This is a genomic window from Paenarthrobacter sp. OM7 (assembly GCF_029873575.1).
Classification (GTDB): Bacteria; Actinomycetota; Actinomycetes; order Actinomycetales; family Micrococcaceae; genus Arthrobacter.
The window spans coordinates 2,580,734-2,602,065 of the sequence record NZ_CP123579.1 but is presented as its reverse complement, the minus strand read 5'-3'; the positions used below and the strand labels follow the sequence as shown (position 1 = coordinate 2,602,065).

The window sequence follows — 21,332 nt, the reverse complement described above, 5'->3', positions numbered from 1 at the left end:
GGGGTTTCTTCTTGTAGCTCATTTCGAATGAAAATCACGGCGAGGCTGAAGCATCTGGGTGCCATCGTTCACTCCGGAGCGATTCGCGTCATTTACAGAGATGGGTCCTTCTGGGGTGTCCGAGTGCGGGATCAGCAGCCTGAATGTCTCCAAGAGGAATTTGAGCCTTCAAAGAACAGATTGCTGCGCCCTCGCTGGGAGGCGGAGCTTTGTAGGCCCATCCAAGACGTCATGCAAGGCAATTCATCTGGTTGGACGGCCGTGCCGTCTACAACCGTGAGCAGTGGCGGATCCAGGGAGCTGATCGATTCCGAATGGGTCGTCGCAACCAATTCCACCCTTGACCTGCCGCAGCACCTGCTTGCTGGCGAAGATCATTCCCCATGCGACGTGCACGACAAGGCCGCAAAAGGTCGTCAGCTGGCTCGTAGCGCTGGCTGAACTGTTAATCGATGGAGCAAAATGTTAATCTGGCTGTATGTGGGATCGGGATGTTCGTATGGCGTTACACGCCGCGTTGGAGCGCCAGCACAGCCATGAGCGCGCGGACACCCGGTTCGTCGATGAACTGAGCTTGGCCGGAGAAGTGCGTGTTGACGTCGCTGTCCTCAACGGCGCCTTTTCCGGCTATGAAATCAAGAGTGCCCAGGATACGTTGCGCCGCCTTCCGAAGCAGGTCGAGGTGTACTCAAAAATCCTCGACCACATGACGTTGGTGGTCGCGGACAAACACCTCGCTCATGCCCTGCCGTTGCTTCCGGAGTGGTGGGGTGTCATGACAGCCGCCATCTCCCCGGATGAGGGTCTGGTCCTTACACAGCTCCGGGAAGCGCAGCACAACCCGGGCATCGATTCTTCGTTTCTCGCCACGCTGCTGTGGCGGGAAGAACTTTTGGATGCTTTGGAACAGCGCGGCATCGACAGGGGAGTGCGATCCAAGCCGCGACATGTGCTCATGACACGGCTCGTGGAGCACCTTGACGTCGACCAAATGCGGGTTCTTGTCCGCGAGCAGTTGAAGGTCAGAGTGAATTGGCGTGAGAGTGCAGCGTGACCTCGATATGACGCTAGCTTGCCCTGCGCCGCCACGTTCTGGCGTTTCCTGAGGCCCACAGGCGTCGGCCCCTTCGATCCAGACTTCCGGTTTCGTACGGTGGCGGAAGCGGCGAATGGCCAACAGTTTAGGGTCGCTTAAAAAAATGCCACCAGATGGTCGAAGAAGACCGTTGGGGGCGCTCCCATAGGCCCTTACTTGTCATCGCACGGGTTAGAGGCTTCACCGCCCATTGATGCAGATCTCGCGGGGCTTGGGGAGTTCCAAGCTTATGCACGTTTTATAGATCTTTATGAAACTGCGATAATCCTGCGGCACCGAAGAGGGCGGCATTCTGCCTGACAGGATCGGCTCCGTCCGGAAGAGCATGCCGTGTGGGTGAGCGTTCGTGCACTGCCCGAGGACGCTGATGTTCAGTCTGCATTGGGCTGCAGAGTGCTTCTTGTTTGCCCGCCCTGCGAGGCGATGGCGCCGTGACCGAGCACGTGCGGTCACTGGCGTTTTCGCGTGGGTAGCTGCCAGAGGCCAGCGAGCTGGCGCAGCGAACATCACCTCTCTGGACCTGCTCGTCCTTGTGGCCTCGAGGTTCGGGTCTGGTAGCGGGGACACGCCGCTTGTGGTGGGCCCGCGGTTGGCTGTGCGCTACCAGCCGCGCCATGAACACATGGCGCGGCTGGTGGATGCACGTCGGTGTCCGCGACCGGTTGGAGTCAGAGTGAATTGGCGAGAGAGTGCAGCGTAACCTCGATGTGCCGGTATGTCGCCCATCGCCGCCAGGTCATGGGGTTGCCTGACGGGCCTCCTGCCGCGGCGGCTTCGATCCAGGTTTCCGCTTTCGTGCGGACCGGGGTCCCGTACAGGGTGTGCCCAATGAGGGCCTGCAATGCCGGCGCTACCGATGCGCCACCTTTGCCTTTGCCGCCGGAGGCCTTATAGAGACCGCCGCGGACAAAGACCCACTGGGATTCTGCCGCATACCGGAGGGTGGCGCTGATGGTCAGCAGCTTGGGGTCAATATCCAGAGTGACCTCAGGGTTTGCCACCAGATGGTCGAAAAAGTCGGGAAGGAGTGTGCTGGTTCCTTTCAGGCCCACGTAGCTGGCGGTGTACTGGTCCAGTTCTGCCCGAGGGAGGATGAACGTGCCTTGGCCGGTCGGCGGATCCTTGGGCCAGCTGTGGCCTCCTGTGGTGATGTGGCGCCATCCTGTGCTCGAGGCCGCATGCATTTCGTTCTGAACGGCCGCGACGACCAGAGCATCGACTTTGGCCTCAAAATCCAGAAAAAGGTCGACGTCTGAGTGTCCGACACCGACAGCGGACATCAGAATGGTGGCGGCCCCGGCGTTGATGCCGGGCCAGTCGTTTGTTGTCAGGCGAATGCCGATTCCGCGGCCGTTGGCTGCGTGGAGTGATTTGGCGGCGGAAAGGAACGCGGCAGAACTTTGTGGGGTGGCCAGTGGCATCAGGAGGAGCCCCAGTTTCTGGGCTTCGGTGACAAGCCAGTGCAGAGGGTGCTGGCCGTGGACCAATCCTTCGTCGTCCAGCAACGACAAGTCGAGATAGGCCAGGCGGTCGCCCCGGGCGGCGTGGAGCTTCTTGGGCAGATCGGCCAGATGGGCTGTTGGGGTCTTTGCGAAGACTTCGTTGTCGTAGTCCCAGTCACGGGCCGCGACGATGAAGACCGGAGTGATCCGTGCCTGGGAGGCCGCCGGCAGATCTTTGTAAGCTGCCAGTTCCCCGGCCCTGGCAATCGTAAACGGCCGATAGGTAGGTGGGGTCGCCCGAATGGGCATAGGGGCCGCTGCTGACGGTTCGGTCATGAAGGTCCTTCGGGTCTGGTTGGTGTTAGGGTCACGCGATGTCGTGAGCTGGCGGCGGGCTTTCCGGGACCCTCTGCGCCGTCGGAGCTGAGGCCCGGACACAATATGGCTACGACTGAGCAACGCGGTGACGATGTGTCGTACGCGGTGCCCATGAAACGAAAATCGAGGATAAAGTCCCTCATCTCTGCATCCGTGCTACCGGCTGGTTTGCGGCGGGACGAGTTCCCGCGGGTCGCGCATGTGCAAAGGTGAACACACATCACAATAACAAACCATGCGTCCGGTTTGTGATCTGTTACGCTTGGTGCGTCTAAGGGGCGTCGTCCGGGTGAAGACCTGGGTGGCTTTGCCGGGTTGGGTATCGGAGGCGGCGACCTTCTTTGAGTGTTTGGGGTAGCAGGCCGGCCGGGAATGGGTTTTTCACGGCCACACGCCACCAGTCGCGACCAGGGTCCCCGTCTGATGGGGGCACATTGGTGGTCGTCTTTGAAGTGTCATGGACAGAGGGCTCCCTATCGCGAAGATAGTAACTGGGCACAGCCCTGAACTGATGAACGAGTATGATCTGGGGAATTCTTCTTGACGAATAAATTGAACAGCTATGACGGTTGGAGCCCACTTCGCGAAGTGGTTTTAGGTACGGCACGGAACTTCTATTCACATTCGCGGGACATTAGCTTTGATGTGTTCTTTCAAGATAATGTTTCGCCCGTTCATTCGTATTATCCAAGGGTCACACCAAAGAGTGCAGCCAAACCAGCGACGCATTCAATCAAAGAACAATATGTGGATGAGCTCGTCGAAGACCTGGAAGAGATTTCAGGCACTCTTCAGCGTCTGGGAATCACCGTGCATCGGCCTCTGGACATAGATCCGACCCTGAGCTCGGTTCAGACACCCTTTTGGGAGGATACAGTCCTTCCTGCCCTGAACCTTAGGGACAACACGCTCATCATTGGTGATGAGATAATTGAAACATCACCTATGCTCCGGTCAAGATATTTTGAAACACAGTTTTTGAAGAACACTTTTAGTGAGTACTTCAAGAGGGGCTGCCGGTGGACCCCGATGCCTCGGCCCCTAATGACTGACGCATCCTTTGACACGACTTACACCGATCGTTCCGTGGGCAATACACAGCACATCGAAGTGTCGTCGGAGAGTCCGTTTGACGTGGGTCACGAAATGATGATTGATGGTGCTCAATGCCTTCGTGCGGGAAACGATATTTTCGTCAACGTCGCAAACGCGAACCATCTCCTCGGATTCGAATGGCTAAAAAGACACCTTAAGGGTCGGTTCGCTGTACATCGGATAGATGCCTTGACTGCCAACCACATCGACTCGATGGTCTTGGCGCTGCGTCCAGGTCTGTTGCTGGTTCGGCACGCCGGCGTCCGGGACCTGCTTCCGGAGAAGCTCCAGAGGTGGGACATGGTGATCGCTCCAGAACCTGATCCGATGGATTTTCCTGCCTACGATGACGACGATCTGGTTTTGACCAGCCCTTTCATCGACCTCAATATCTTGTCGCTGGACGAAGAAACCGTCCTGGTAAATGAATCCGCCACCAAGCTGATCGGCACGCTTGAAGGAGCTGGCTTTACCTGCGTGCCGGTCCGGCATCGTCACAGAAGAATCTTCGGTGGCGGTTTGCATTGCTTCACCCTGGACGCAGTCCGTGAGGGTGGACCGGCTGACTATTTCGCCTGACTAACAGAAACGGAAAAACAAATGATTGAAACGGCGCAATCCGTTCGGAGCGCGAACCACGCAAACCTACTACATCTGCACTCCGTGGTGTATCCCATAGATTTCTGCACTTCAAGCTGCACCTACTGCGGGCTCAGTCAACTGTTGGCGAAGGAAGGAGCCCACGGTGTGCGGGGCGGCATGCCTCCGGAGACTTTCAATTCTCTCATCGGTGACTTGCGGAATCAGGGCTATCGAACCCACGAACTTGTATTTGGAACCGTGGCTGAAGATCAGCGGAAGCTCGCTGACCGGATCGCCCGATGGGTTGAAAGGACGCGGCTTGTCGATGAAGACTGCTACATCATCGTCAATTGCGACACTTTGCAACCAGGTGGCTATGAGGTTCTCCGTTCTGCAGGAGCCAACGCGATCTGGACCTTCATGGAGGCCATGGACCCCGTCTTGTATGCCTCAAAACACAAAGGCGGAATAAAAGCTGATCAACGTCAGCGCTTCGAAGCGCCTGAACGGATAAGGGCAGCTGGCCTGGATGTTGGGAATGCCTTGCTGTGGGGGCTGACGCCGGAGTGGGAGAGAGAGCTCGAACTCTTTGTGGAGTGGTCCCGGACCGTGGGTGGATTCGATTTCGTAGCGACACCTGTATTGCAAGACGTCACTCTTTCGGAGTCCGCCAGAGTCCCGGAGAATTTTGATGTGACTCCGCCGTTCCGTGTTGGACCTGAGTTGTATCTCGAGATCATTAGCCGCTTGCGGCTGGCCTTTCCGGAATCTCACCTCGTTGGAAATACAAGGCTTCATCCCGAGTTCATCTACGGACAAGCCGCCAAGATCGTGAACATGTGCAACGGATACGTTTGGACGGGTTCGCGATCGCACACCAAGACGGGGCTCATGCCCAAGGGGCACTTCGCCACCGACTCCATTCAAATGGACTTCTACAACCCCGGCACGTCCCTCACTGAAATCCAGGAACTTTGCGCTCCCGGCATTGTGGCGGAACTCGATACTCCGTCCATACTGACTCGGTCGCGATAAGACCGGCCGAGCCGCGACCTCCCGGAGAGCCCATCTCCGGGTTAGAAACGCATGTGGAAGGAGGAAACGTGGAAACAGTTACCGATGTTGTAGTTGATGACCTTGATTGGAACTTGCCCGACCCGCCGGCCTGCGCCTTCTAGTGTCGGCAGACTGCGTGGGCCGGTGGTTTTGCCATCTGCCCACGCAGTGTTTACGGCACCAACTGATCTAGGAGTTTCTATGAAATTGACTGCGGGCCAGGTTCTGGGAAACCAATATTCTGCTGCATGGACCAAAGCCTTAAGGAGCGTCGTTGACATCAACGACTTATCTTCCGTAGACGCCGGGACTCTCCAGTGCCTCAGGGAGATGGCCTCCGTCCAGTCGGCCTACGCGAAGATGGACTCGCCGGTGATTTTCAACAGCGGCATCGCGGAAGCAGATCTTCGCCTTCTTAGCGACATTTGTGCCGAGGGAATGTCCATTGAGACGCGACAGAACGCGTCAGGAAAAAAGAACGCTCGAATCGCTCCGCAGTATGCGGAATTCGTCGGCCGACTCGGCCTTCAGCAACGAGCCGTTGAAGCTACCGGGCTGCCGTTGACTGCGACCGATGGTGCCGTGTTCATCATCTACGACGAGCCGCAGGCTGGCCTGGGGTTGCACTTGGACCTTACATCCTTTGGCGGATTAACAATGCTACTTTGCATCGAGCGGCGCGTTACTAGCGACTCGTCTTCGGCCACAGTGGCTGTGACCCCGGACGGAATTGATGAGTACCGCTACGGTGTCGGCGAGTGCCTGATATTCGACGGCACCCGCACTATTCACGGGCGAACCCCTGTGGGCGATGGGGAGAAGATCGTTCTGCTTTCTGTCGGATTTGAATACGCTTCCTCGGAAGAGGCTCAGTCGTGACCAAGGCCATCTTTGCAACGTTCAGGCTTGAGTCCTCCGTCGGCGACTATGCAAAACGAGGAGCAAGCTGGTGGGCGCAGCGGTCGATTTGGCTCGCTGCTGAAGGCGACACATTGATCTTGCCTGGCCCGCCGGACCAAGCGTGGTTGGACTACGCTACGGCGCTGATGGGATTTGAAAGCTCTACGCTTAACGTCCTCGTGGCGCCGCCTGCGAACGACGGTGAGACTGCACGGCTATCGCTGGAGCGCCTTAGGAACCCAAGGTTCCTTCGGAAGATGAAGCGTGAGCTGCCCTCCTCAACGTCGCGCGTTGTGAGTTGTGTCTCAGATCCCGGCATCGCAAGGCTGGTCTCGGAATTGGAGTTGGAGCACTGTCTGCCCGGTCATGAATACATCATGCAAGGAGGGGCATGGCTCGCCGAAAGCAAGACGACCTTTCGGGCTCTTGCAGCCGCCCAGGGAATCCCCATATCCGAAGGCACCGTCTCGCACAGCCCTGAAGACGCACTGGATGTAGTTCTGGAATTTCTTGCCCATGGCAAGTCCGTCATGCTGAAGCATCCTTACAAATCTTCCGGTGCTGGCAACTACATCCTGACATCTAACACTGAGCTGGATCCCGTCGGATCTAACCATGTCAGCGTCCTGGCCGGAGACCGAGGAGAAGCTCTGCGGGTGCTCCAGGACCTTTGGCCGGCCCTTTCACAGGACGGCCGATTCCTGGTTGTCGTAGAGGAGTATCACGAAAACGCCAAGGCTTTCTTCGCCGAGTTCTCGGTCACGGATCAGGAGATATTGCTTCAGACAACCGGAGAGTTATTTTCTCGGCCAGTTGGCGACGCTCAAGCCCTTCCCGCCACATCTCTGACTGCAGATCAAGCCAACGAACTTGTGGCGCATGGCAGGAAGCTTTGCGAGTCGTATCAGAAAATGGGTTACCGGGGTCCTGCTTCCGCGGACGCGATTCTGCTCGCGAATGGAACTCTTCTCTTCACAGAGTGCAACTGTTGCGTCACTGGGACCACCCCAACGTACGAGGGCGTGGGCTTTCGGGTAGTAGGGCGAGAGTATTTTCCCAAGGACCGAGTCATCTATGAAAGGGTCGACTGGCGAGTGCCGGACCACCATGCAGCCTTGAATCATCTAGAGCAGCACGGTATCGCCTACAGTGCTGCAGAGAGGCAAGGAGTAATTCTGACTTCCCCTCCGGAGCCTCGACTGGGCAGCGTCATGTACTGCATCGTTGCCGCGACCCTCGATGAAGCCCGCGCAATGGACGCAACTGTCCGGAAAGGTTTCCAAGAAAAGCCGTGATCTCAGTGAAATCGTTCACAGTCATGTTGTCCAAAAGTGCCCCCCTTATGTTGGTCCTTGCCGCCGACGTCTTCGGCATAGCGGTTCTGACCGCGATTCTTGGCAACAGTAATCATGCCGCGCTGGCAGCATTTAACCTCATCGCCGTCTTCTTCATCACAGGGTCCGCAGCAATAGCTGGCGTTGTACGGGGTATCGCCCTGGAAGTCGCCCCCTTCAAAGAAGACCACGCTTCGGCCAGGTTGCTAATCAGCGACGGACGCTGGCTGTCTTTGGTAGTCGGCGCGACTGCTTCCTGTTGTATGCTCGCTCTTCCCGCCCTTTCCACCGGTATCAACGTTGATCAAGCCGTCATCAATGAACTTGGATTCATGCCGGTAGTTTCGGCCGCCGGTCTGTTATTGCAAGGACTGGCCGGAGGCGGTCAAGCTTCGCTTCTGGCGCTCGACCGTTCCCAGGACGTGGCGTGGTCGGGTATCGCCGACACACTAATCGTACTGTCCCTTGGTCCGCTCCTGATTCTTGGTCTGGGACCAGTCCCGGCCATGGGACCCACAGGAGCCGTGGCAGCTTTGGTTGGGGCATCCTTGGCGTCAATGATCGTGGCTAACTGGCGGCTCGTTAAGGTGGTCGGGAAGACAGGTATGCGGAAGCCCCGCTGGGGATACGTTGTGGAGATGGCCAAACTGGGGCTACCTATCTCGGCCAACGCACTCATGAAACTTGGGGCATTCGCGGTCGTCGCAGCAACAGTCAGCACCATCGGAGTCGTACCCGCTGCCGCATACGCCATTGTCCTATCCTTAAGCTCGTTCATCACCCTGCCGGCCACCGCAGTCGGACAATTCGCTGGCCCTGACCTGGCCCGACAAGCCAAGTCCGAGAACTATCGGACCTTTCGGACGAACTCAAGGCAAGCCCAAATTCTGATGGTGGTTCTCACCGTACTGGCCAGCCTGCTGATGATCGCAACTCCCATTTCGGGGGTCTACACTTCCGACACCTCGGTTCAGGACACGTTGCGAGGGTCGCTTGTTGTATTTGCTGTTGCTGCCCTGTTCGAGGGTCTCCGGGTCATGCCGAATTATGAATTGACGTTGATGAAAAGAAAGGCGCTAACGACCCTGATATTCGGTATCGGGTACGGACTCCTGACCGCCTACATGGTGAGCCCGATGCCCAAATCTTTGATGTCTGTCGGTGTCGCGGTACTCGTCGTGAACCTCGGTGTGTATGTTGCGCAGTTCTACGCGGCAGCTCACGCCGTCAAGCAACTAACCAAGGTCAGCGCTCCCTTGCGGTGAACGAATAGGCGGTCTGTCCTGGCTCGCCGCTATTCTTTTTCAAGGACGGGGTTCTGTAGGAGCTCCAAATTGCCACGTTGGATATTTTGGGGAAGGACTCAATGGCAGGGCTGTCGTTGAGTAACATGTCAGTCTTGATCCAGATTCGGCAAATGCTCCGGAGATCACAGCCTTGCTGCAGGTGCGATGCGAATCTCCGGGTTTTCATGGCCCGCCAATCTCCAGAGATCTGAGGAATCGTAGTAGTGGTCGGCATCCGACATGCGCACGTGGTGGGAGCTGAAGGCTGCTCGTTCGAGGATGGCGACTGCGTCATGAGCATGGAAGAAATTCGGAGTCAAATTGGTGCAAATATCATGCATGTCGTGTTTGCGGGCTGCTAGGAGCCGCTCAGTGTCCCGCGAGAAGTCGCCGGTACCAGAGCGAGGCGTCCGGTGAGATACGAAATGCGGGTGCCGCCAGCCCGGCGATTTCCCAGAGCTCGGAGGAATCGTAGTAATGATCGGCGCCGAGCATGCTGACTTGATGGGGGCGAAATCCCGCTGGTTCCAGTAGTCGAATAGCCTCAGGGAGTGAGCAGTCCCGCTTGATGTCCAACTTCTGGATCTGCTCAGAAATGTGCCTCAGCAAGTTTCTGACGCTCACCGGTTCTGTGCCGGCGGCATGCAGCGCCCCCGATATGGGCCGTGACGTCTTGGCCAGGCTTGCGGCTAATCTGCCCAGGGCTTCGACGTCGATTAGTGACACCAGCGCATCACCGTGGTCTATCGTTGCCTCTAAGGTGCTGAACATCCGCACAATTCCAGGTATGACCCAGCGGTCACCACTGCCGTAGACCAGGTTGGGGCGGACAACGATCCCGCCGGCGGCCAGCACGTCCTGATCCGCAGTTGCCCGGGTCTGACTGACGGCGGACTCCGGATGGTAGTCGGGTGCTGAGGGTTTCGGACCCCGGTGGGGTCCAGATCCGTAGACGGCGGTGGTGCTGAGCTGGATCACTCTGCTAACGGAGGACTGTTCGCAGGCGCGAAGGATGTTCCGTGTGCCCTCCAGATTCACACGCATGGCTGATTCTGCGTCGGGTCCCACATATGAGGCCGCGTTGATCACCACGTCGATACCTTCCATGGCCAAGGATAGGCCGAAAAAATCGGTGACATCGCCCGATATGACGGAGTTGTCATAGGATCCGACGCCGTTGTAATGCCCTCTTGATAGGATTGATACGGTGGTATCGCTTTGAGAGTCGAAAGCGCGCAAGATGCGGCTTCCGATGAATCCGGTTGCTCCCACCAGAAGCACACGCTTCGACCTGCCGTCTTGGTGGAGCTGTGGAAGCGATTCAAACGTTTTTCGACTAGAGCTGAGGTTCATCGTTGGTCCTTCAAGATCGCGCAAAGGCTACGCGGGAGGCGGTCATCGCTGGAGCTGCTGTGGTCTTCGAAGAGCATGGCTTCGGGACTGCGAGCATTTCGCTTGTCGCTGAGGCGGCCAAGGTGACGAAGGGGGCCATGTACTTCCACTTCAAGTCCAAAGACGAACTTGCCCGGGCTGTGTTGGAAGAACAACACGCGATCACCATGGCGGCAGGAGAGCGCATACTCGCTGAGAAGTCGCCGGCGTTGGAGACCATGATCCGCCTTTGCGGCGCCTTTGCGGAGCTGTTGGCGGCCGATGGCATTGTGCGGGCTGGTATACGGCTGACGCTTGAAGCGTCGGCATTCGACCAAGACGTTCGTAGGCCCTACGAAGACTGGATGGCCACCATGGGCCACCTCGCTGAACAGGCCATCGAGGAGGGACATGTCCGTTCTTCTGTTGATCCGGCATTCCTGTCGCGGTACATCGTTGCCTCGTTCACCGGGGTCCAAATGGTCTCTAATGTTCTGACCGGTCGCGAAGACGTTATCGAGCGAATACGACAGATGTGGGAAATACTCCTTCCGGGAATCATCCATGAGGGTTCTGGCTTGGATCCGGAAGAACTTGCTGCCTTGGTGGCCGAGACGACGGTCGTATCGCGAAGGGTAGTGGGGTCCGGCGCCTGATCCGAGCGACGGTGCGCATCAGGGCGTCATCTCCCGCGTGAACGCCGGCCACCGCAAGAAGGGTGCCATGGTCGTCCACTAGGGATTCGAGGACCACCGCGTGCTCTACTGCCAATTCGGCCAACCCGTGAAATTGTGACTCGAAGGCAGCGAAATCCAAGTCCGGGTCCCGTAATTCCAGCCGCAGCGCCTGCCGCACGGCCTCAATGAGTAAAACGCCCGGAATGTGGTCGAGGGGATGGTCAAACAAAATTGGGTTGGTAGTGTCCACCCGCAGCGGCCACCGTTGCGGTCCCGTGGGGCGACCCACTACGACGTTCCAATCGGAGAGGTGTCCAACATCTGAGGCTGGTACCGGATGAATGAGCCCGGTCTTGGACGGCGGCACGCGCGCGTTATTCCTGAATCGGCTGTAAATAACCGGATCTACGATCCTGGCCGTTGCATCGCCTCTCGCGATTTCCTGACCGTCAACGAGAAATATGGCCGCCGTGCCAAAGGCCGCGAGGCCATGGTGACTCGCGCGCTGGTATGTCACGTGGACTTTCGCCGTTACTTCTACTGGGCGGGAGGTGTCTCGGCAACGGCTCGTATCCATGGCTACCCCAATGTGTGGCATCAGGAATGGACTTCCAAGCGGAACGCCGAGGTAGGTGTGCGCAATCAAGACGGTAAGTTGGCGCAACGTCTCCACAACCAGTGCTGAGTCGAAGCTACTGTTCGGTCCGCCGTAGAAAACATGCCATCGAGGCCACTGCGCACAGACAGTGAATTCTGTCTCGGATGCCCTCGTAATAGCAGTTGGAAAAACCTCCGAGACTGCGCGTCGATGAACGAATTCCCTGCTGACCGTTGACCGGAACTGCGGATCCTGCCACCGTTCCAGGCCCGAGATATTTTGCGTCATGTGATGCCCCCAATTTCGAATGCCCAAAGCATACCGGGCGTACCGTTTGATGGAGTGGCAGGCTAACGATGAACGCTCCGTGTCGTTCTTGGATCCGGATCTGAAGTCCGCGAGCCGGGCGGACTCTTTTGTTATGCCGAGCCCAATCCGTTTGCCGTGCGCCCTAGCGAACGCCATGGACGACCTCATTCAAACCACTTGAGCGTCCGAACCGTTGCGCTCATTTGGCGGCGGTTCTGAGGCCAACGCCCTCCGCCATGCAGTATCCGACATGACAGGTAGAACTGTAGGGGTGGCCGACCTCGAGAATACGCCGTCCAAGGGACCGCAAGACAGGCTGCATGGGCATTTACCGGCGAACTCGCCCATGTTCCCAGCTCAGCTACGGGTTCAGCTACCCGTTAGCATCATGAGAGCTGGAAGTCAGGCCACATGCTCCACCACCTCGTAAACGATGTATGGGGCCGAACTGCATTGGGTGGACAAAATGGCGTTCAGAGCTGACTTCTGGGTGGACAAGCGCGGCCTCGGAAAACCAGCCAGACACCAACGACGGGCACGACCTGGACATGAAGCTGGATGACGAAATCCACCATTTCCGTCTTCACACGGAACGGCCTTGGGCGGGTTGTGTGGACTTTCATTGCCACTCAAGTCATTGCGTTTCCGGGACCTTTGATGGAGCTGCGGCCACTCCCTAACCTAACGGAATGACTCCAATCGAGATTGCGGTGATGTTGAGTGTCCTGGTTCTGATCGTTATTTATCCATCTGTGGGCAGAAGAAGCATTGCATGACATGCAGGTCGTGCGCTTTCTGTGTTGGAAAGAAGGGAGCGACTATATGGTCTCAAAGTGCTCAGCGGACGGCGTCTTGCTGGCGGGACACCTGTTCAATGGGGTTGCGTTCCTCGGACCCATCGTCCAGCAGCCACGGTGCACCTGTGTCCCGGGCCTCTGCGACATGGTGGGCCAAACCAGCGTGAAGCACTAGCTCAAGCTCAACCCCGGAGTAGACCATGCCTTCCACAACGACAACGGTGAGCGCTACGTGGAGGCCCAAGCTACAGCAGCATGGAACGACACCCTGGCGTGGTTCAAGGACAACGTCTAGGCCCCGGCACGCGGGAACCTACCCCTGCAACCGCGCAGCTTCACTCGCCAGCTCTGCCTCCAGAATTTCGATGCTCGGCAAGCTCGCCACCAACTCGTCGGGGAGTGAGTCCGCGAGGGATGTCTTCCACTCCGCAATGCCCACGGGAGCGTTGAACCCACGCAATGCGTACTCGGCCACCACGCTGTTTTTCTCCTTGCACAGCAGTAATCCGATAGTTGGCTTGTCGTCCGGGTGCGCCATGAGGTCGTCCACTGCTGCCATGTACATCCCCAGCTGCCCGAGGAACCCGGGTTCGAACTTCACGGCCTTGAGTTCGATCACCATGTAGCAGCGCAGCTTCAGGTGGTAGAAGAGGAGGTCCGCGAAGAACTCGTCGCCGGCGATCTCCAAGCGCACCTGCTCACCTACAAAAGCGAACCCTTGGCCCAGCTCCAACAGGAATTTCTCCACATGTTTCACCAACTGCAGCTCCAGGTCCCGTTCGGTGTGCCGATCACTCATGGACAGAAAGTCGAAGACGTAGGGATCCTTGGTCGCCTGCTGCGCCAGGTCCGAATCTGCGGGGACCATCGTGGAGGCAAAGTTGGTGATGGCCTGCCCCGAGCGCTCGTGCAAGCGGGTTGAAATCTGATGCGTCAACACGTTGCGGGACCAGCCGTGCTGGGCAGCTGCCGCTGCGTACCAGAGCCGCGTGGCGGCGTCGTCGAGTTTTTCCAGCAGTGCGATCTGGTGGTACCAGGGCAATGTTGCAAGCGGCTCTTGCAACATTGGGAAGTCGGGCCAAGCCTGGGCGAAGCTCTTCATGTACCGGAGGTTTCTGGGGGAGAAGCCTTTCGCTTCCGGGAAGCGGGTCCTGATGTCGGCAGACAAACGAGTGACCACTTTGGCGCCCCAGCCCTGCTCGGATTCACGTTCGGCGAGCTGCCGGCCGATGCTCCAGTAGGAATTCAACAACTCGCTGTTGGCCGCTGCCATGGCCCGGGTCCTGCCCACGCGGACTTCCTTCGCCACAGTGTTGAGCAAGGTGGGGTACCAGTCGGGCATGGACGAAGCGGCCGGGACACCCGGAAATGATGCTTCGGTGGCGAGCTCTTGGGACGGCATGGTGCTCCTGTCGGTTGCTGTTGTTGTCACGCTAGGGGGAGGCCCTGACAAAATAGGCAGGTGAGTGAAGCCGGTGAATTCGTGGACCACACCCTGCAGATGGAATCCACCTGGGAGAAAGCTGCTGAAGCCAGTGAACGTCTGGGCGGGGCCCTGAAGGTGTATGGCGCGTCCGTGGGTGCCGTGCGGGGAACGGTGAGGGATACGCTGAAGCGGTACAAGAATCTGGACCATGACGACGTCACCGCCTTGAGTTCGGAGCTCTACGCGGAGCCTGTCTTCGAACGGCGTCTCGCCGCAGTGGTTCTGCTGCAGACCAAAGCAGGCATCCTGGTCAACACTGACCTGACCCGTATTGAAGGTTTCATCAGGCAAGCCGGGACCCGGGAGTTGGTGGATCCCCTGGCCTCAGACGTTGTGAGGCCGTTGGTGGCGCGGCTGGAGGGACTCGCCAAGGAACGCGCCGAACGCGTCCTGGAGCGTTGGGCTGCAGATCCGGACCCCGAGCTTCGGCACGCTGCGGCATTGGCGGCAGGCACCGCCACCCCTTGATAAGCACCAGCGACCCGCCTAGCGTTTCCCTCACCACGTGCCATTGAGGTGAGAGGCAGGCTGATCGATGAAATCGCTCTGGTTGGACCGGGAGATGCGCTCCACCTCCGACCACATCCCTGAGGAAAAGCACTTCGACACCATAGTGGTAGGCGCCGGGCTCACTGGAATGGTGACGGCCTTGCTGTTGTCACGGTCAGGCCAGCGTGTGGTGGTTTTCGAGGCCAGAACGCTGGGTGCCGTGACCACCGGCAACACCACAGGGAAACTGAGCCTCTTGCAAGGCGGTGTACTGTCCGCTTTGCGTGGCCAGTACCCCCTGAAAGTGGTGCAGGCCTACGTGGAGGCCAACAAGTCCGGCCAAGCCTGGCTGACGCAGTACATGGAGCAGCAGGGCACTCCGTTCCAGCGCCGCACTGCGGTAACGTTCGCAACCACGGACGACGGCGGCCAGCGGCTTCGCAAAGAGGCGGCAGTTTCACGGGACGCAGGTTTGAACGTCCACTTCAGCCGTGATGCCGGCCTGCCGTTCCCCGTAGTGGAAGCGCTGGAACTCGAAAACCAAGTGCAGATCAACCCCATGGACGTGCTGGAAACCCTCGCGCGGGACCTCCGCGGGCATGGCGGAATGATCGTCGAGGATCTGCAGGTCCGGAACGTAAGTTCGGAGCAGCCCTTGGAAGTCTCCACGCAGAACGGCACCTTCACAGCGGACACCGTGGTGCTGGCTACAGGGACTCCGATCCTGGATCGTGGCCTGTACTTTGCCAAGCTTGAGCCCAACCGGTCCTATGCAGCGGCGCTGAAGGTACCGGGAGACATATCTCAGGGCATGTATCTGTCCATCGATTCACCCACCCGGTCCCAACGCACTCAACCCACTCCCGAGGGCGAATTGCTCCTGGTGGGCGGCTACGGGCATGCGGGTGGCCGGGCCGCGTCGCCGCAGTCGCACCTGGATGACCTGCTCGGATGGGCAACAAAGCATTACCCTGGCGCTGAAGTCACCCACACCTGGTCTGCCCAGGACTACCGGGCCACCAATCTCATGCCCTTCTTTGGCAAACTTCCCCGCGGACAGGGACGGATTTTCTTCGGCACGGGCTATAACAAATGGGGGATGAGCAACGGGGTGGCGGCAGCACTGTCCATCACCTCGGACATTCTGGGAGGCCAGTCCGATTGGGCCACCGTCATCCATCATCGTGTCACCTCGCCGAAAGGCGCGGTTGAGGGTGTCCGGCACAATGCGGACGTTGCCCGCCGGATGATCGAGGACAAAGCCAAGGTCAGGAAAAACCCCGAGATCACCGACGAGACCCGCCCACCGGAGGGGACAGGCGTCGTGGGGTTGTACAAGGGTGAGCCAGCGGCCGTGTCCACTGTGGAAGGGAAAGTCTGCAAGGTCTCCGCCACGTGCACGCACCTGGGCGGCCTCCTGAGCTGGAACGATGCCGAGAAGTCCTGGGATTGTCCGCTGCACGGCTCCCGCTTCACACCAGAGGGCCAGTACTTGGAGGGGCCCGCCACCCGTCCCCTGGAAAAGTCGGTCGGTAAGAAAGAGAGCTAGCCCAGCCGGTCCACGCGCCGCTGGGCTTGGTCAGCAGCGCGTCGTTTTTGGGTAGCCTCCCTGACGGAACGTTTCTTCAGGGATTCCGCAGCTTCAGCGTCCCTGGTCAGGCCAATAAGTTTTGCTTCGAGCGAGGACAGGCGTTTTTTGGCATCCTCAATCTCGGACTTAAGGCGTGTTCGACGGGCCGAGAGTTCGTTGACGACATCCCAGGCTGAGGATGCCGTTGCTTCGGCCTCCGCGGCTTCCTGGTCTGCGGCGTCGAACTCTTTTTGCGCGTCCTTCAACGCTGCCCGTTGCTTGGCTGCCCGGCGATCCGCCAGCGAGGTGGCTTCTTCCTGCGGCGGCTTTTTCCCGGCCGCCGCGGCTTGGGGAGGGGGTGTCTCTTTGGTACGGGACGCGGGTTCCTTCTTTGCTGCCGGTTTCGATGCGACCTCCTGTTCGGGGACAACAAGGTCCCCGGGTGCGGCCGCAGCCACCGCATCTGTGAGGTCCACTGCCTCAAAGCCGCTGCCGCTGAGTCCCCGCACCAGCCGGCCTGTGCCGACGGCGACGGCCGCGCCGGCGTCGGCCATGGCGGCCCGGAGCGTTTGTTCCACGTCGGCTGCTGCCGCGGCACTGAGGGGCGTCCCCAGCTCGGTGGCAAGTTCCTTTGCGGCATGCACGGCCGAGGTCAGCTGCCCCTGCCGCTGCTGTCCGAGCTCACGAAACGCTTCTGCGTCTCCGTCCTCCTGGGCGGTTCTGAGAGCAACGCCAAAACGCACGACGCCGTCAATTACCTCAGGCTTGTGAACGGACAGCATGTTGATGGCCCAGGCGCCGGCGGCGGGTTTGGGCAGGCCGGCGATCTCCTTGGCCAGGTCCTTTTCTCCGTCATCCTTGGCTTTGCGGGCCAAGGCGGTTCGCTCAGCGGTGAAGTCTTTGGGGGGCACGGCGTACAGCTCTTGGGCGGCATCGCGGAGATCCATGGACTCATCCTAGGGTTCACTGCGCCCGGTCGGTCGGACCGAATCCATAATGCGACGTTGCTTAGGGTAGCCTAAGTCGAGTGGATCAGATCATGAGTTTGCCCTTCGGCGTCGCCCTCGCGGCGCTCTTCGCTATTGTCATGATCCGCGTCAACGTCACGTACTGGATCGGACGCGGTGCCGTGGCCGGGTTCGCCCACACCCGTTTCGGTAGATCCCTGGAGCGTCCCAAAGCAGCCCGCGCGCAAGTCCTCATCCAGCGCTGGGGGCCGTACGCCGTCGTACTTTCCTTCCTGACCATTGGCCTGCAGACGGCCATCAACCTTGCAGCAGGTGCTGCCCGCATGCCGCTTCGCAGATACCTGCCCGCAGCAATTGCCGGTTCGCTCATGTGGGCGTTGCTGTATGCCACCATCGGGCTGGCAGCCTTGGAAACCTGGCTTGCGGTTGCGGCGGCATCGCCTGTGGGAGCCGGGCTGGGGGTTGCGGCATTGGCCGCCGTCATCGTCTGGGTAGTGGTGGCCCGCAAGCGTCGTTCTGCGGCCAAATCAGCGGATACAGTGGTCTGAGTTCTACTGCTGGATCGGCGAAAGGCTTGGGTTGACTACTGCATTACCGGAACTGGCGGATGGCGATTTCTACTACGAATCGTTGGGTCAGGGCCGTTACAGGTCCACCATCCATGCCCAAGGTGCGTGGAATCCGCATGAGCAACATATGGCCCCGGCGTCGGGTATCTTGGCCGACGCCCTTGCAAGGCATGAGCCCCGGGACGATGTCCGTATGGCGCGGATCAGTTATGAAATCCTGGGGCTGATTCCCGGCGGCGAGTTCCAGGTCACTACCTCAACGCTGCGGCCGGGCCGGACCATCGAGCTCATCCAAGCCGAGCTCTCCGCTGGAGGCCGTGTAGCCATCCGTGCCGCTGCATGGCGCATGGTGACCAGCGACACCAGCGCGGTAGCCGCAGTTGAGGACGAGCCCATGCCGGCCCCCGACGAATGCAAGCCGTGGGAGGGTGCAAGTGTGTGGCCTGGCGGCTATATCCGTTCCTTGGAAATGCGCTTGGCGGAGGGCCACCGGCCTGGATCAGGCAAGGTGTGGATCCGCACCCCGCTTCCTCTGACCGACCATGACGACAGCTCGGATCTTGCACGGCTGATGGGTCTGGTGGATACCGCCAACGGCATCGCAGCCAGGGTCCCTCCCGGCGAAAACAGCTACATTTTTCCCAATGTTGACCTCCAGGTACACATGTACCGGGCGCCGTCCGGTGAATGGCTGGGTCTGGACAACAAAGTCTCGTTCGGAGCGGACGGCATCGGCCTGACGTCCACGGTGCTGCACGACATCAATGGGCCGTTCGGCAGGGCCGAACAGATCCTGACGTTGAGGAAGAGCTGATGCGGGCCGAAGCACCCGCGGCGCAGCTCACCGCTTACCGCCAGCTGGAATCCATGGGTGCGGCACAGGACCTGGATTTTGCTTTGGAGCTGTTGCAGCGCGCCCGCAGCGGGCAGTTGGGCCCTTCGCTTCGCCTGTACCGTCCGCAGCCAACTGTGGCGTTCGGACAAAGGGACGCGAACCTCCCTGGCTTTCCCGCGGCGGAGGAAGCCTGCAGGGAGCTGGGGTTCGAACCCCTGATCCGGAAAGCCGGCGGACGCGCGGCTGCCTATCATCAGGGGACGTTGGTCATTGACCACATTGAGCCGCATCCGGACGCGATCGTGCGCGCGAAGGCAAGGTTTTCGGAGTTTGGGGAGTTGTTGGCAGGCGCGCTTCGCAGCGTTGGTGTCCACGCCGCGGTCGGCGAGATCCCCGGGGAGTACTGCCCTGGTGAATTCAGCGTCCACGGCGAGGACCCTGATTTTCCCGCTCACAGCATCAAACTGATCGGCACTGCACAGCGGGTGGTCTCCGGTGGGTGGCTCTTCAGCTCCGTGATTGTGGTGGAAAACTCCAAGCCGATCCGTGACGTTTTGACGGCCAGCTACGCCGCGTTGGGCCTTGACTGGGATCCTGCTACCGCGGGCGCCGCCAATGACCTTCTGCCCCACCTGGATGTCCAGACTGTGGAGGATGCCGTCATCGAGGCCTACCGCGGGTACGCGGACGTCGTCGACGGCGACTTCCGGAGCCTGGTGGGCTAGGGACGCGAGCCCCTGCTTTCCAGGCCCCGGAGTCTGACTCGCCTTAGGTCAGTGGCCCCGGGCGATCCACTCGTCCAGATGCGGCTTTTCCGCTCCGATGGTGGTGGAGTCCCCGTGCCCGGTGCGAACCACCGTCTCTTCCGGCAAGCTGAGCAGTTTGGTCCGGATGGAGTCGATGATGGTGGGGAAGTCGCTGTAGGAGCGTCCCGTTGCACCGGGGCCGCCCTGGAAGAGCGTGTCTCCGCTGAAGAGTGTCCCTTCGCCGGGCAAGTGGAAGGAAACGGATCCCGGCGAGTGTCCGGGCGTGTGGATGGCCTTCAAGTTGGCTCCGGCAACGGTGAACTGGTCGCCGTCCGCAATTGCGGCATCGGGGTCGACGTCCGGGAACACTGCCCGCCACAGCATCCAGTCGTCCTGGTGCAAATGGATGGGTGCTTTGGTGAGATCCGCGAATTCACCGGCTGAGCGGATGTGGTCGTCGTGGCCGTGGGTCAGCAGGATGGCTTTGACGGTGCGGCCGTTGACTGCCTGCAGGATGGCGTCAGGGTTGTGGGCGGGGTCGATGACGAGGCATTCGGAGTCGTCCCCGACAATCCAAACGTTGTTGTCGACGTCCCAGGTGCCGCCGTCAAGCGAGAACGTGCCTGACGTGACCACGTGGTCAATGGTGAGGGTGCTCATAGTTCAACCACCGAGCGGAGGACGGCGCCGTGGTGTATTTTGTCGAATGCTTCTTCCACTTGGTCGATGGTGATGCGTTCGGTGACGAAGGCATCGAGGTCCAGCTTGCCCTGCTTGTAGAGGTCCACCAGCATGGGGAAGTCCCGGGAGGGAAGGCAGTCACCGTACCACGATGATTTGAGTGAACCGCCGCGGCCGAAGACGTCCAGCAAGGGCAGTTCCAGAGTCATCTCCGGCGTGGGGACGCCTACCAGGACGACGGTTCCTGCGAGGTCGCGGGCGTAGAAGGCCTGCTTGTAGGTCTCGGGACGTCCGACGGCGTCAATCACCACGTCTGCGCCGAAACCACCCGTCAGGGCGCGGATTTCCTCGACGGGGTCGCTGTTGGAGGAATCCACTGTGTGGGTTGCGCCGAGGTCCTTTGCCCGCTCGAGCTTCTTTGCGTCGATGTCGACGGCGATGATGGTGGTGGCGCCTGCGAGCGCGGCACCTGCGATGGCAGCTACGCCCACTCCGCCGCAGCCAATGACGGCAACCGAGTCGCCGCGCTTGACGCCGCCGGTGTTGAGTGCCGCGCCCAAACCTGCCATGACGCCGCAGCCGAGCAGCCCAACGGCGGCGGCATCGGCGTCGGGGTCTACCTTGGTGCATTGACCGGCAGCGACCAGGGTTTTTTCAATGAATGCACCGATGCCCAAGGCGGGTGAGAGTTCCGTGCCGTCTTCGAGGGTCATTTTCTGGGTGGCGTTGTGGGTGTTGAAGCAGTACTGGGCCTGCCCGCGGTTGCAGGCCCGGCAGTTGCCGCAGACTGCACGCCAGTTGAGGACCACGCGGTCGCCGGGGGCTACGTCGGTGACGTCGGGGCCCACTGCGCTGACCACGCCGGTGGCTTCGTGGCCCAGGAGGAACGGGAAGTCGTCGCTGATGCCACCGAGTTTGTAGTGGAGGTCGGTGTGGCAGACGCCGCTGGTGAGGATGTCCACCAGTGCTTCGCCGGGACCGGGCTCGGGAACCAGGATGGTTTCCAGGGTTGCGGGTGCGCCTTTGGAGCGGACGACGACACCTTTGACTGCGTGGACCATGGAGAT

Annotated in this window: 20 protein-coding genes and 1 pseudogene; 14 read left to right on the top strand and 7 right to left on the bottom strand. The window is 59.8% G+C overall.

The features are described 5' to 3' along the window. Window positions 1-499 precede the first annotated feature (499 nt). Window positions 500-1,054, top strand: coding sequence for a sce7726 family protein (locus QEH68_RS11965; RefSeq protein ID WP_280622963.1), 555 nt, complete (start codon window positions 500-502; stop codon window positions 1,052-1,054). Between the two features lie 710 nt (window positions 1,055-1,764). On the opposite strand, the gene QEH68_RS11960 is transcribed toward QEH68_RS11965, so the two are convergent. Then, on the bottom strand, window positions 1,765-2,874 hold the full coding sequence (locus QEH68_RS11960) for a hypothetical protein (protein ID WP_280622962.1): 1,110 nt from the start codon (window positions 2,872-2,874) through the stop codon (window positions 1,765-1,767). A gap of 582 nt (window positions 2,875-3,456) precedes the next feature. On the opposite strand from QEH68_RS11960, the gene QEH68_RS11955 reads away from it, so the two are divergent. From QEH68_RS11955 to QEH68_RS11935, 5 genes are all read left to right on the top strand, one after another. After that, complete coding sequence (locus tag QEH68_RS11955) at window positions 3,457-4,590, top strand: hypothetical protein (protein ID WP_280622961.1); 1,134 nt, start codon at window positions 3,457-3,459, stop codon at window positions 4,588-4,590. A 21-nt stretch (window positions 4,591-4,611) separates the two neighbouring features. Continuing rightward, the gene (locus QEH68_RS11950; protein ID WP_280622960.1) at window positions 4,612-5,628 is read left to right on the top strand and encodes a radical SAM protein; all 1,017 of its coding nucleotides are present in this window, start codon (window positions 4,612-4,614) and stop codon (window positions 5,626-5,628) included. Between the two features lie 222 nt (window positions 5,629-5,850). Then, window positions 5,851-6,528 carry a hypothetical protein gene (locus tag QEH68_RS11945; protein WP_280622959.1) on the top strand — a complete coding sequence of 226 codons (678 nt, stop codon included), beginning with the start codon at window positions 5,851-5,853 and terminating at the stop codon, window positions 6,526-6,528. After that, window positions 6,525-7,844, top strand: a complete 1,320-nt coding sequence (locus QEH68_RS11940; protein ID WP_280622958.1) for a peptide ligase PGM1-related protein — start codon at window positions 6,525-6,527, stop codon at window positions 7,842-7,844. Before QEH68_RS11945 ends, QEH68_RS11940 begins: the two co-directional genes overlap by 4 nt. Further along, window positions 7,841-9,148, top strand: a complete 1,308-nt coding sequence (locus tag QEH68_RS11935) for a hypothetical protein (protein WP_280622957.1) — start codon at window positions 7,841-7,843, stop codon at window positions 9,146-9,148. Before QEH68_RS11940 ends, QEH68_RS11935 begins: the two co-directional genes overlap by 4 nt. 390 nt (window positions 9,149-9,538) lie before the next feature. Here the strand turns inward: QEH68_RS11935 and QEH68_RS11930 are convergent, their stop codons facing one another. Further along, window positions 9,539-10,522 (bottom strand): NAD(P)-dependent oxidoreductase, encoded by a 984-nt coding sequence (locus tag QEH68_RS11930; RefSeq protein ID WP_280622956.1) that lies wholly within the window; start codon window positions 10,520-10,522, stop codon window positions 9,539-9,541. A 2-nt stretch (window positions 10,523-10,524) separates the two neighbouring features. Between QEH68_RS11930 and QEH68_RS11925 the strand changes: the two genes are divergently transcribed. Next, on the top strand, window positions 10,525-11,196 hold the full coding sequence (locus QEH68_RS11925) for a ScbR family autoregulator-binding transcription factor (RefSeq protein ID WP_280622955.1): 672 nt from the start codon (window positions 10,525-10,527) through the stop codon (window positions 11,194-11,196). A gap of 358 nt (window positions 11,197-11,554) precedes the next feature. Next, the gene (locus QEH68_RS11920; protein WP_280622954.1) at window positions 11,555-11,902 is read left to right on the top strand and encodes a hypothetical protein; all 348 of its coding nucleotides are present in this window, start codon (window positions 11,555-11,557) and stop codon (window positions 11,900-11,902) included. A gap of 1,059 nt (window positions 11,903-12,961) precedes the next feature. Here the strand turns inward: QEH68_RS11920 and QEH68_RS11915 are convergent. Continuing rightward, window positions 12,962-13,165: a hypothetical protein gene (locus QEH68_RS11915; RefSeq protein ID WP_280622953.1), complete on the bottom strand. Its 204-nt coding sequence runs from the start codon at window positions 13,163-13,165 to the stop codon at window positions 12,962-12,964. Between QEH68_RS11915 and QEH68_RS11910 the strand changes: the two are divergent. Beyond that, window positions 13,151-13,216, top strand: a pseudogene (locus tag QEH68_RS11910) (hypothetical protein); the annotation flags it as partial. The gene QEH68_RS11915 and the pseudogene QEH68_RS11910 overlap by 15 nt on opposite strands. A gap of 18 nt (window positions 13,217-13,234) precedes the next feature. On the opposite strand, the gene QEH68_RS11905 reads toward QEH68_RS11910, so the two are convergent. Continuing rightward, a complete protein-coding gene (locus QEH68_RS11905; protein WP_280622952.1) occupies window positions 13,235-14,323 on the bottom strand; it encodes a PDDEXK nuclease domain-containing protein in 1,089 nt (362 codons plus the stop codon). A 60-nt stretch (window positions 14,324-14,383) separates the two neighbouring features. Here QEH68_RS11905 and QEH68_RS11900 point away from each other — a divergent pair, with 60 nt between their 5' ends. Together QEH68_RS11900 and QEH68_RS11895 are read left to right on the top strand one after the other, a co-directional pair. Then, window positions 14,384-14,875, top strand: a complete 492-nt coding sequence (locus QEH68_RS11900) for a DNA alkylation repair protein (RefSeq protein WP_207593711.1) — start codon at window positions 14,384-14,386, stop codon at window positions 14,873-14,875. Between the two features lie 67 nt (window positions 14,876-14,942). Next, window positions 14,943-16,445, top strand: coding sequence for an FAD-dependent oxidoreductase (locus tag QEH68_RS11895; protein ID WP_280622951.1), 1,503 nt, complete (start codon window positions 14,943-14,945; stop codon window positions 16,443-16,445). On the opposite strand, the gene QEH68_RS11890 is transcribed toward QEH68_RS11895, so the two are convergent. After that, a complete protein-coding gene (locus QEH68_RS11890; RefSeq protein ID WP_280622950.1) occupies window positions 16,442-17,413 on the bottom strand; it encodes a hypothetical protein in 972 nt (323 codons plus the stop codon). The genes QEH68_RS11895 and QEH68_RS11890 overlap by 4 nt on opposite strands. Window positions 17,414-17,493: 80 nt before the next feature. Between QEH68_RS11890 and QEH68_RS11885 the strand changes: the two genes are divergently transcribed. From QEH68_RS11885 to QEH68_RS11875, 3 genes are read left to right on the top strand one after another with little or no spacing between them, the layout of a single operon-like run. Next, the gene (locus tag QEH68_RS11885) at window positions 17,494-17,982 is read left to right on the top strand and encodes a VTT domain-containing protein (RefSeq protein ID WP_348537374.1); all 489 of its coding nucleotides are present in this window, start codon (window positions 17,494-17,496) and stop codon (window positions 17,980-17,982) included. Window positions 17,983-18,013: 31 nt separating this feature from the next. Continuing rightward, window positions 18,014-18,817, top strand: coding sequence for a thioesterase family protein (locus QEH68_RS11880; protein WP_280622948.1), 804 nt, complete (start codon window positions 18,014-18,016; stop codon window positions 18,815-18,817). Then, a complete protein-coding gene (locus QEH68_RS11875) occupies window positions 18,817-19,563 on the top strand; it encodes a lipoate--protein ligase family protein (protein ID WP_207593706.1) in 747 nt (248 codons plus the stop codon). The genes QEH68_RS11880 and QEH68_RS11875 overlap by 1 nt, the downstream gene beginning before the upstream one ends. A gap of 48 nt (window positions 19,564-19,611) precedes the next feature. On the opposite strand, the gene QEH68_RS11870 is transcribed toward QEH68_RS11875, so the two are convergent. Both QEH68_RS11870 and QEH68_RS11865 read right to left on the bottom strand, forming a co-directional pair. Then, window positions 19,612-20,244: an MBL fold metallo-hydrolase gene (locus tag QEH68_RS11870; protein ID WP_207593705.1), complete on the bottom strand. Its 633-nt coding sequence runs from the start codon at window positions 20,242-20,244 to the stop codon at window positions 19,612-19,614. Further along, window positions 20,241-21,326: an S-(hydroxymethyl)mycothiol dehydrogenase gene (locus QEH68_RS11865; protein WP_280622947.1), complete on the bottom strand. Its 1,086-nt coding sequence runs from the start codon at window positions 21,324-21,326 to the stop codon at window positions 20,241-20,243. The genes QEH68_RS11870 and QEH68_RS11865 overlap by 4 nt, the downstream gene beginning before the upstream one ends. Window positions 21,327-21,332: the final 6 nt, after the last annotated feature.

Excerpts from the sequence above, each read along its gene's own strand:
- QEH68_RS11870 (WP_207593705.1), bottom strand. The coding sequence starts at position 20,244 with ATGAGCACCCTCACCATTGACCACGTGGTCACGTCAGGCACGTTCTCG.
- QEH68_RS11930 (WP_280622956.1), bottom strand. The coding sequence starts at position 10,522 with ATGAACCTCAGCTCTAGTCGAAAAACGTTTGAATCGCTTCCACAGCTC.
- QEH68_RS11865 (WP_280622947.1), bottom strand. The coding sequence starts at position 21,326 with ATGGTCCACGCAGTCAAAGGTGTCGTCGTCCGCTCCAAAGGCGCACCC.
- QEH68_RS11945 (WP_280622959.1), top strand. The coding sequence starts at position 5,851 with ATGAAATTGACTGCGGGCCAGGTTCTGGGAAACCAATATTCTGCTGCA.
- QEH68_RS11950 (WP_280622960.1), top strand. The coding sequence starts at position 4,612 with ATGATTGAAACGGCGCAATCCGTTCGGAGCGCGAACCACGCAAACCTA.
- QEH68_RS11875 (WP_207593706.1), top strand. The coding sequence starts at position 18,817 with ATGCGGGCCGAAGCACCCGCGGCGCAGCTCACCGCTTACCGCCAGCTG.
- QEH68_RS11960 (WP_280622962.1), bottom strand. The coding sequence starts at position 2,874 with ATGACCGAACCGTCAGCAGCGGCCCCTATGCCCATTCGGGCGACCCCA.
- QEH68_RS11965 (WP_280622963.1), top strand. The coding sequence starts at position 500 with ATGGCGTTACACGCCGCGTTGGAGCGCCAGCACAGCCATGAGCGCGCG.
- QEH68_RS11890 (WP_280622950.1), bottom strand. The coding sequence starts at position 17,413 with ATGGATCTCCGCGATGCCGCCCAAGAGCTGTACGCCGTGCCCCCCAAA.
- QEH68_RS11905 (WP_280622952.1), bottom strand. The coding sequence starts at position 14,323 with ATGCCGTCCCAAGAGCTCGCCACCGAAGCATCATTTCCGGGTGTCCCG.
- QEH68_RS11895 (WP_280622951.1), top strand. The coding sequence starts at position 14,943 with ATGAAATCGCTCTGGTTGGACCGGGAGATGCGCTCCACCTCCGACCAC.
- QEH68_RS11920 (WP_280622954.1), top strand. The coding sequence starts at position 11,555 with ATGAATGAGCCCGGTCTTGGACGGCGGCACGCGCGCGTTATTCCTGAA.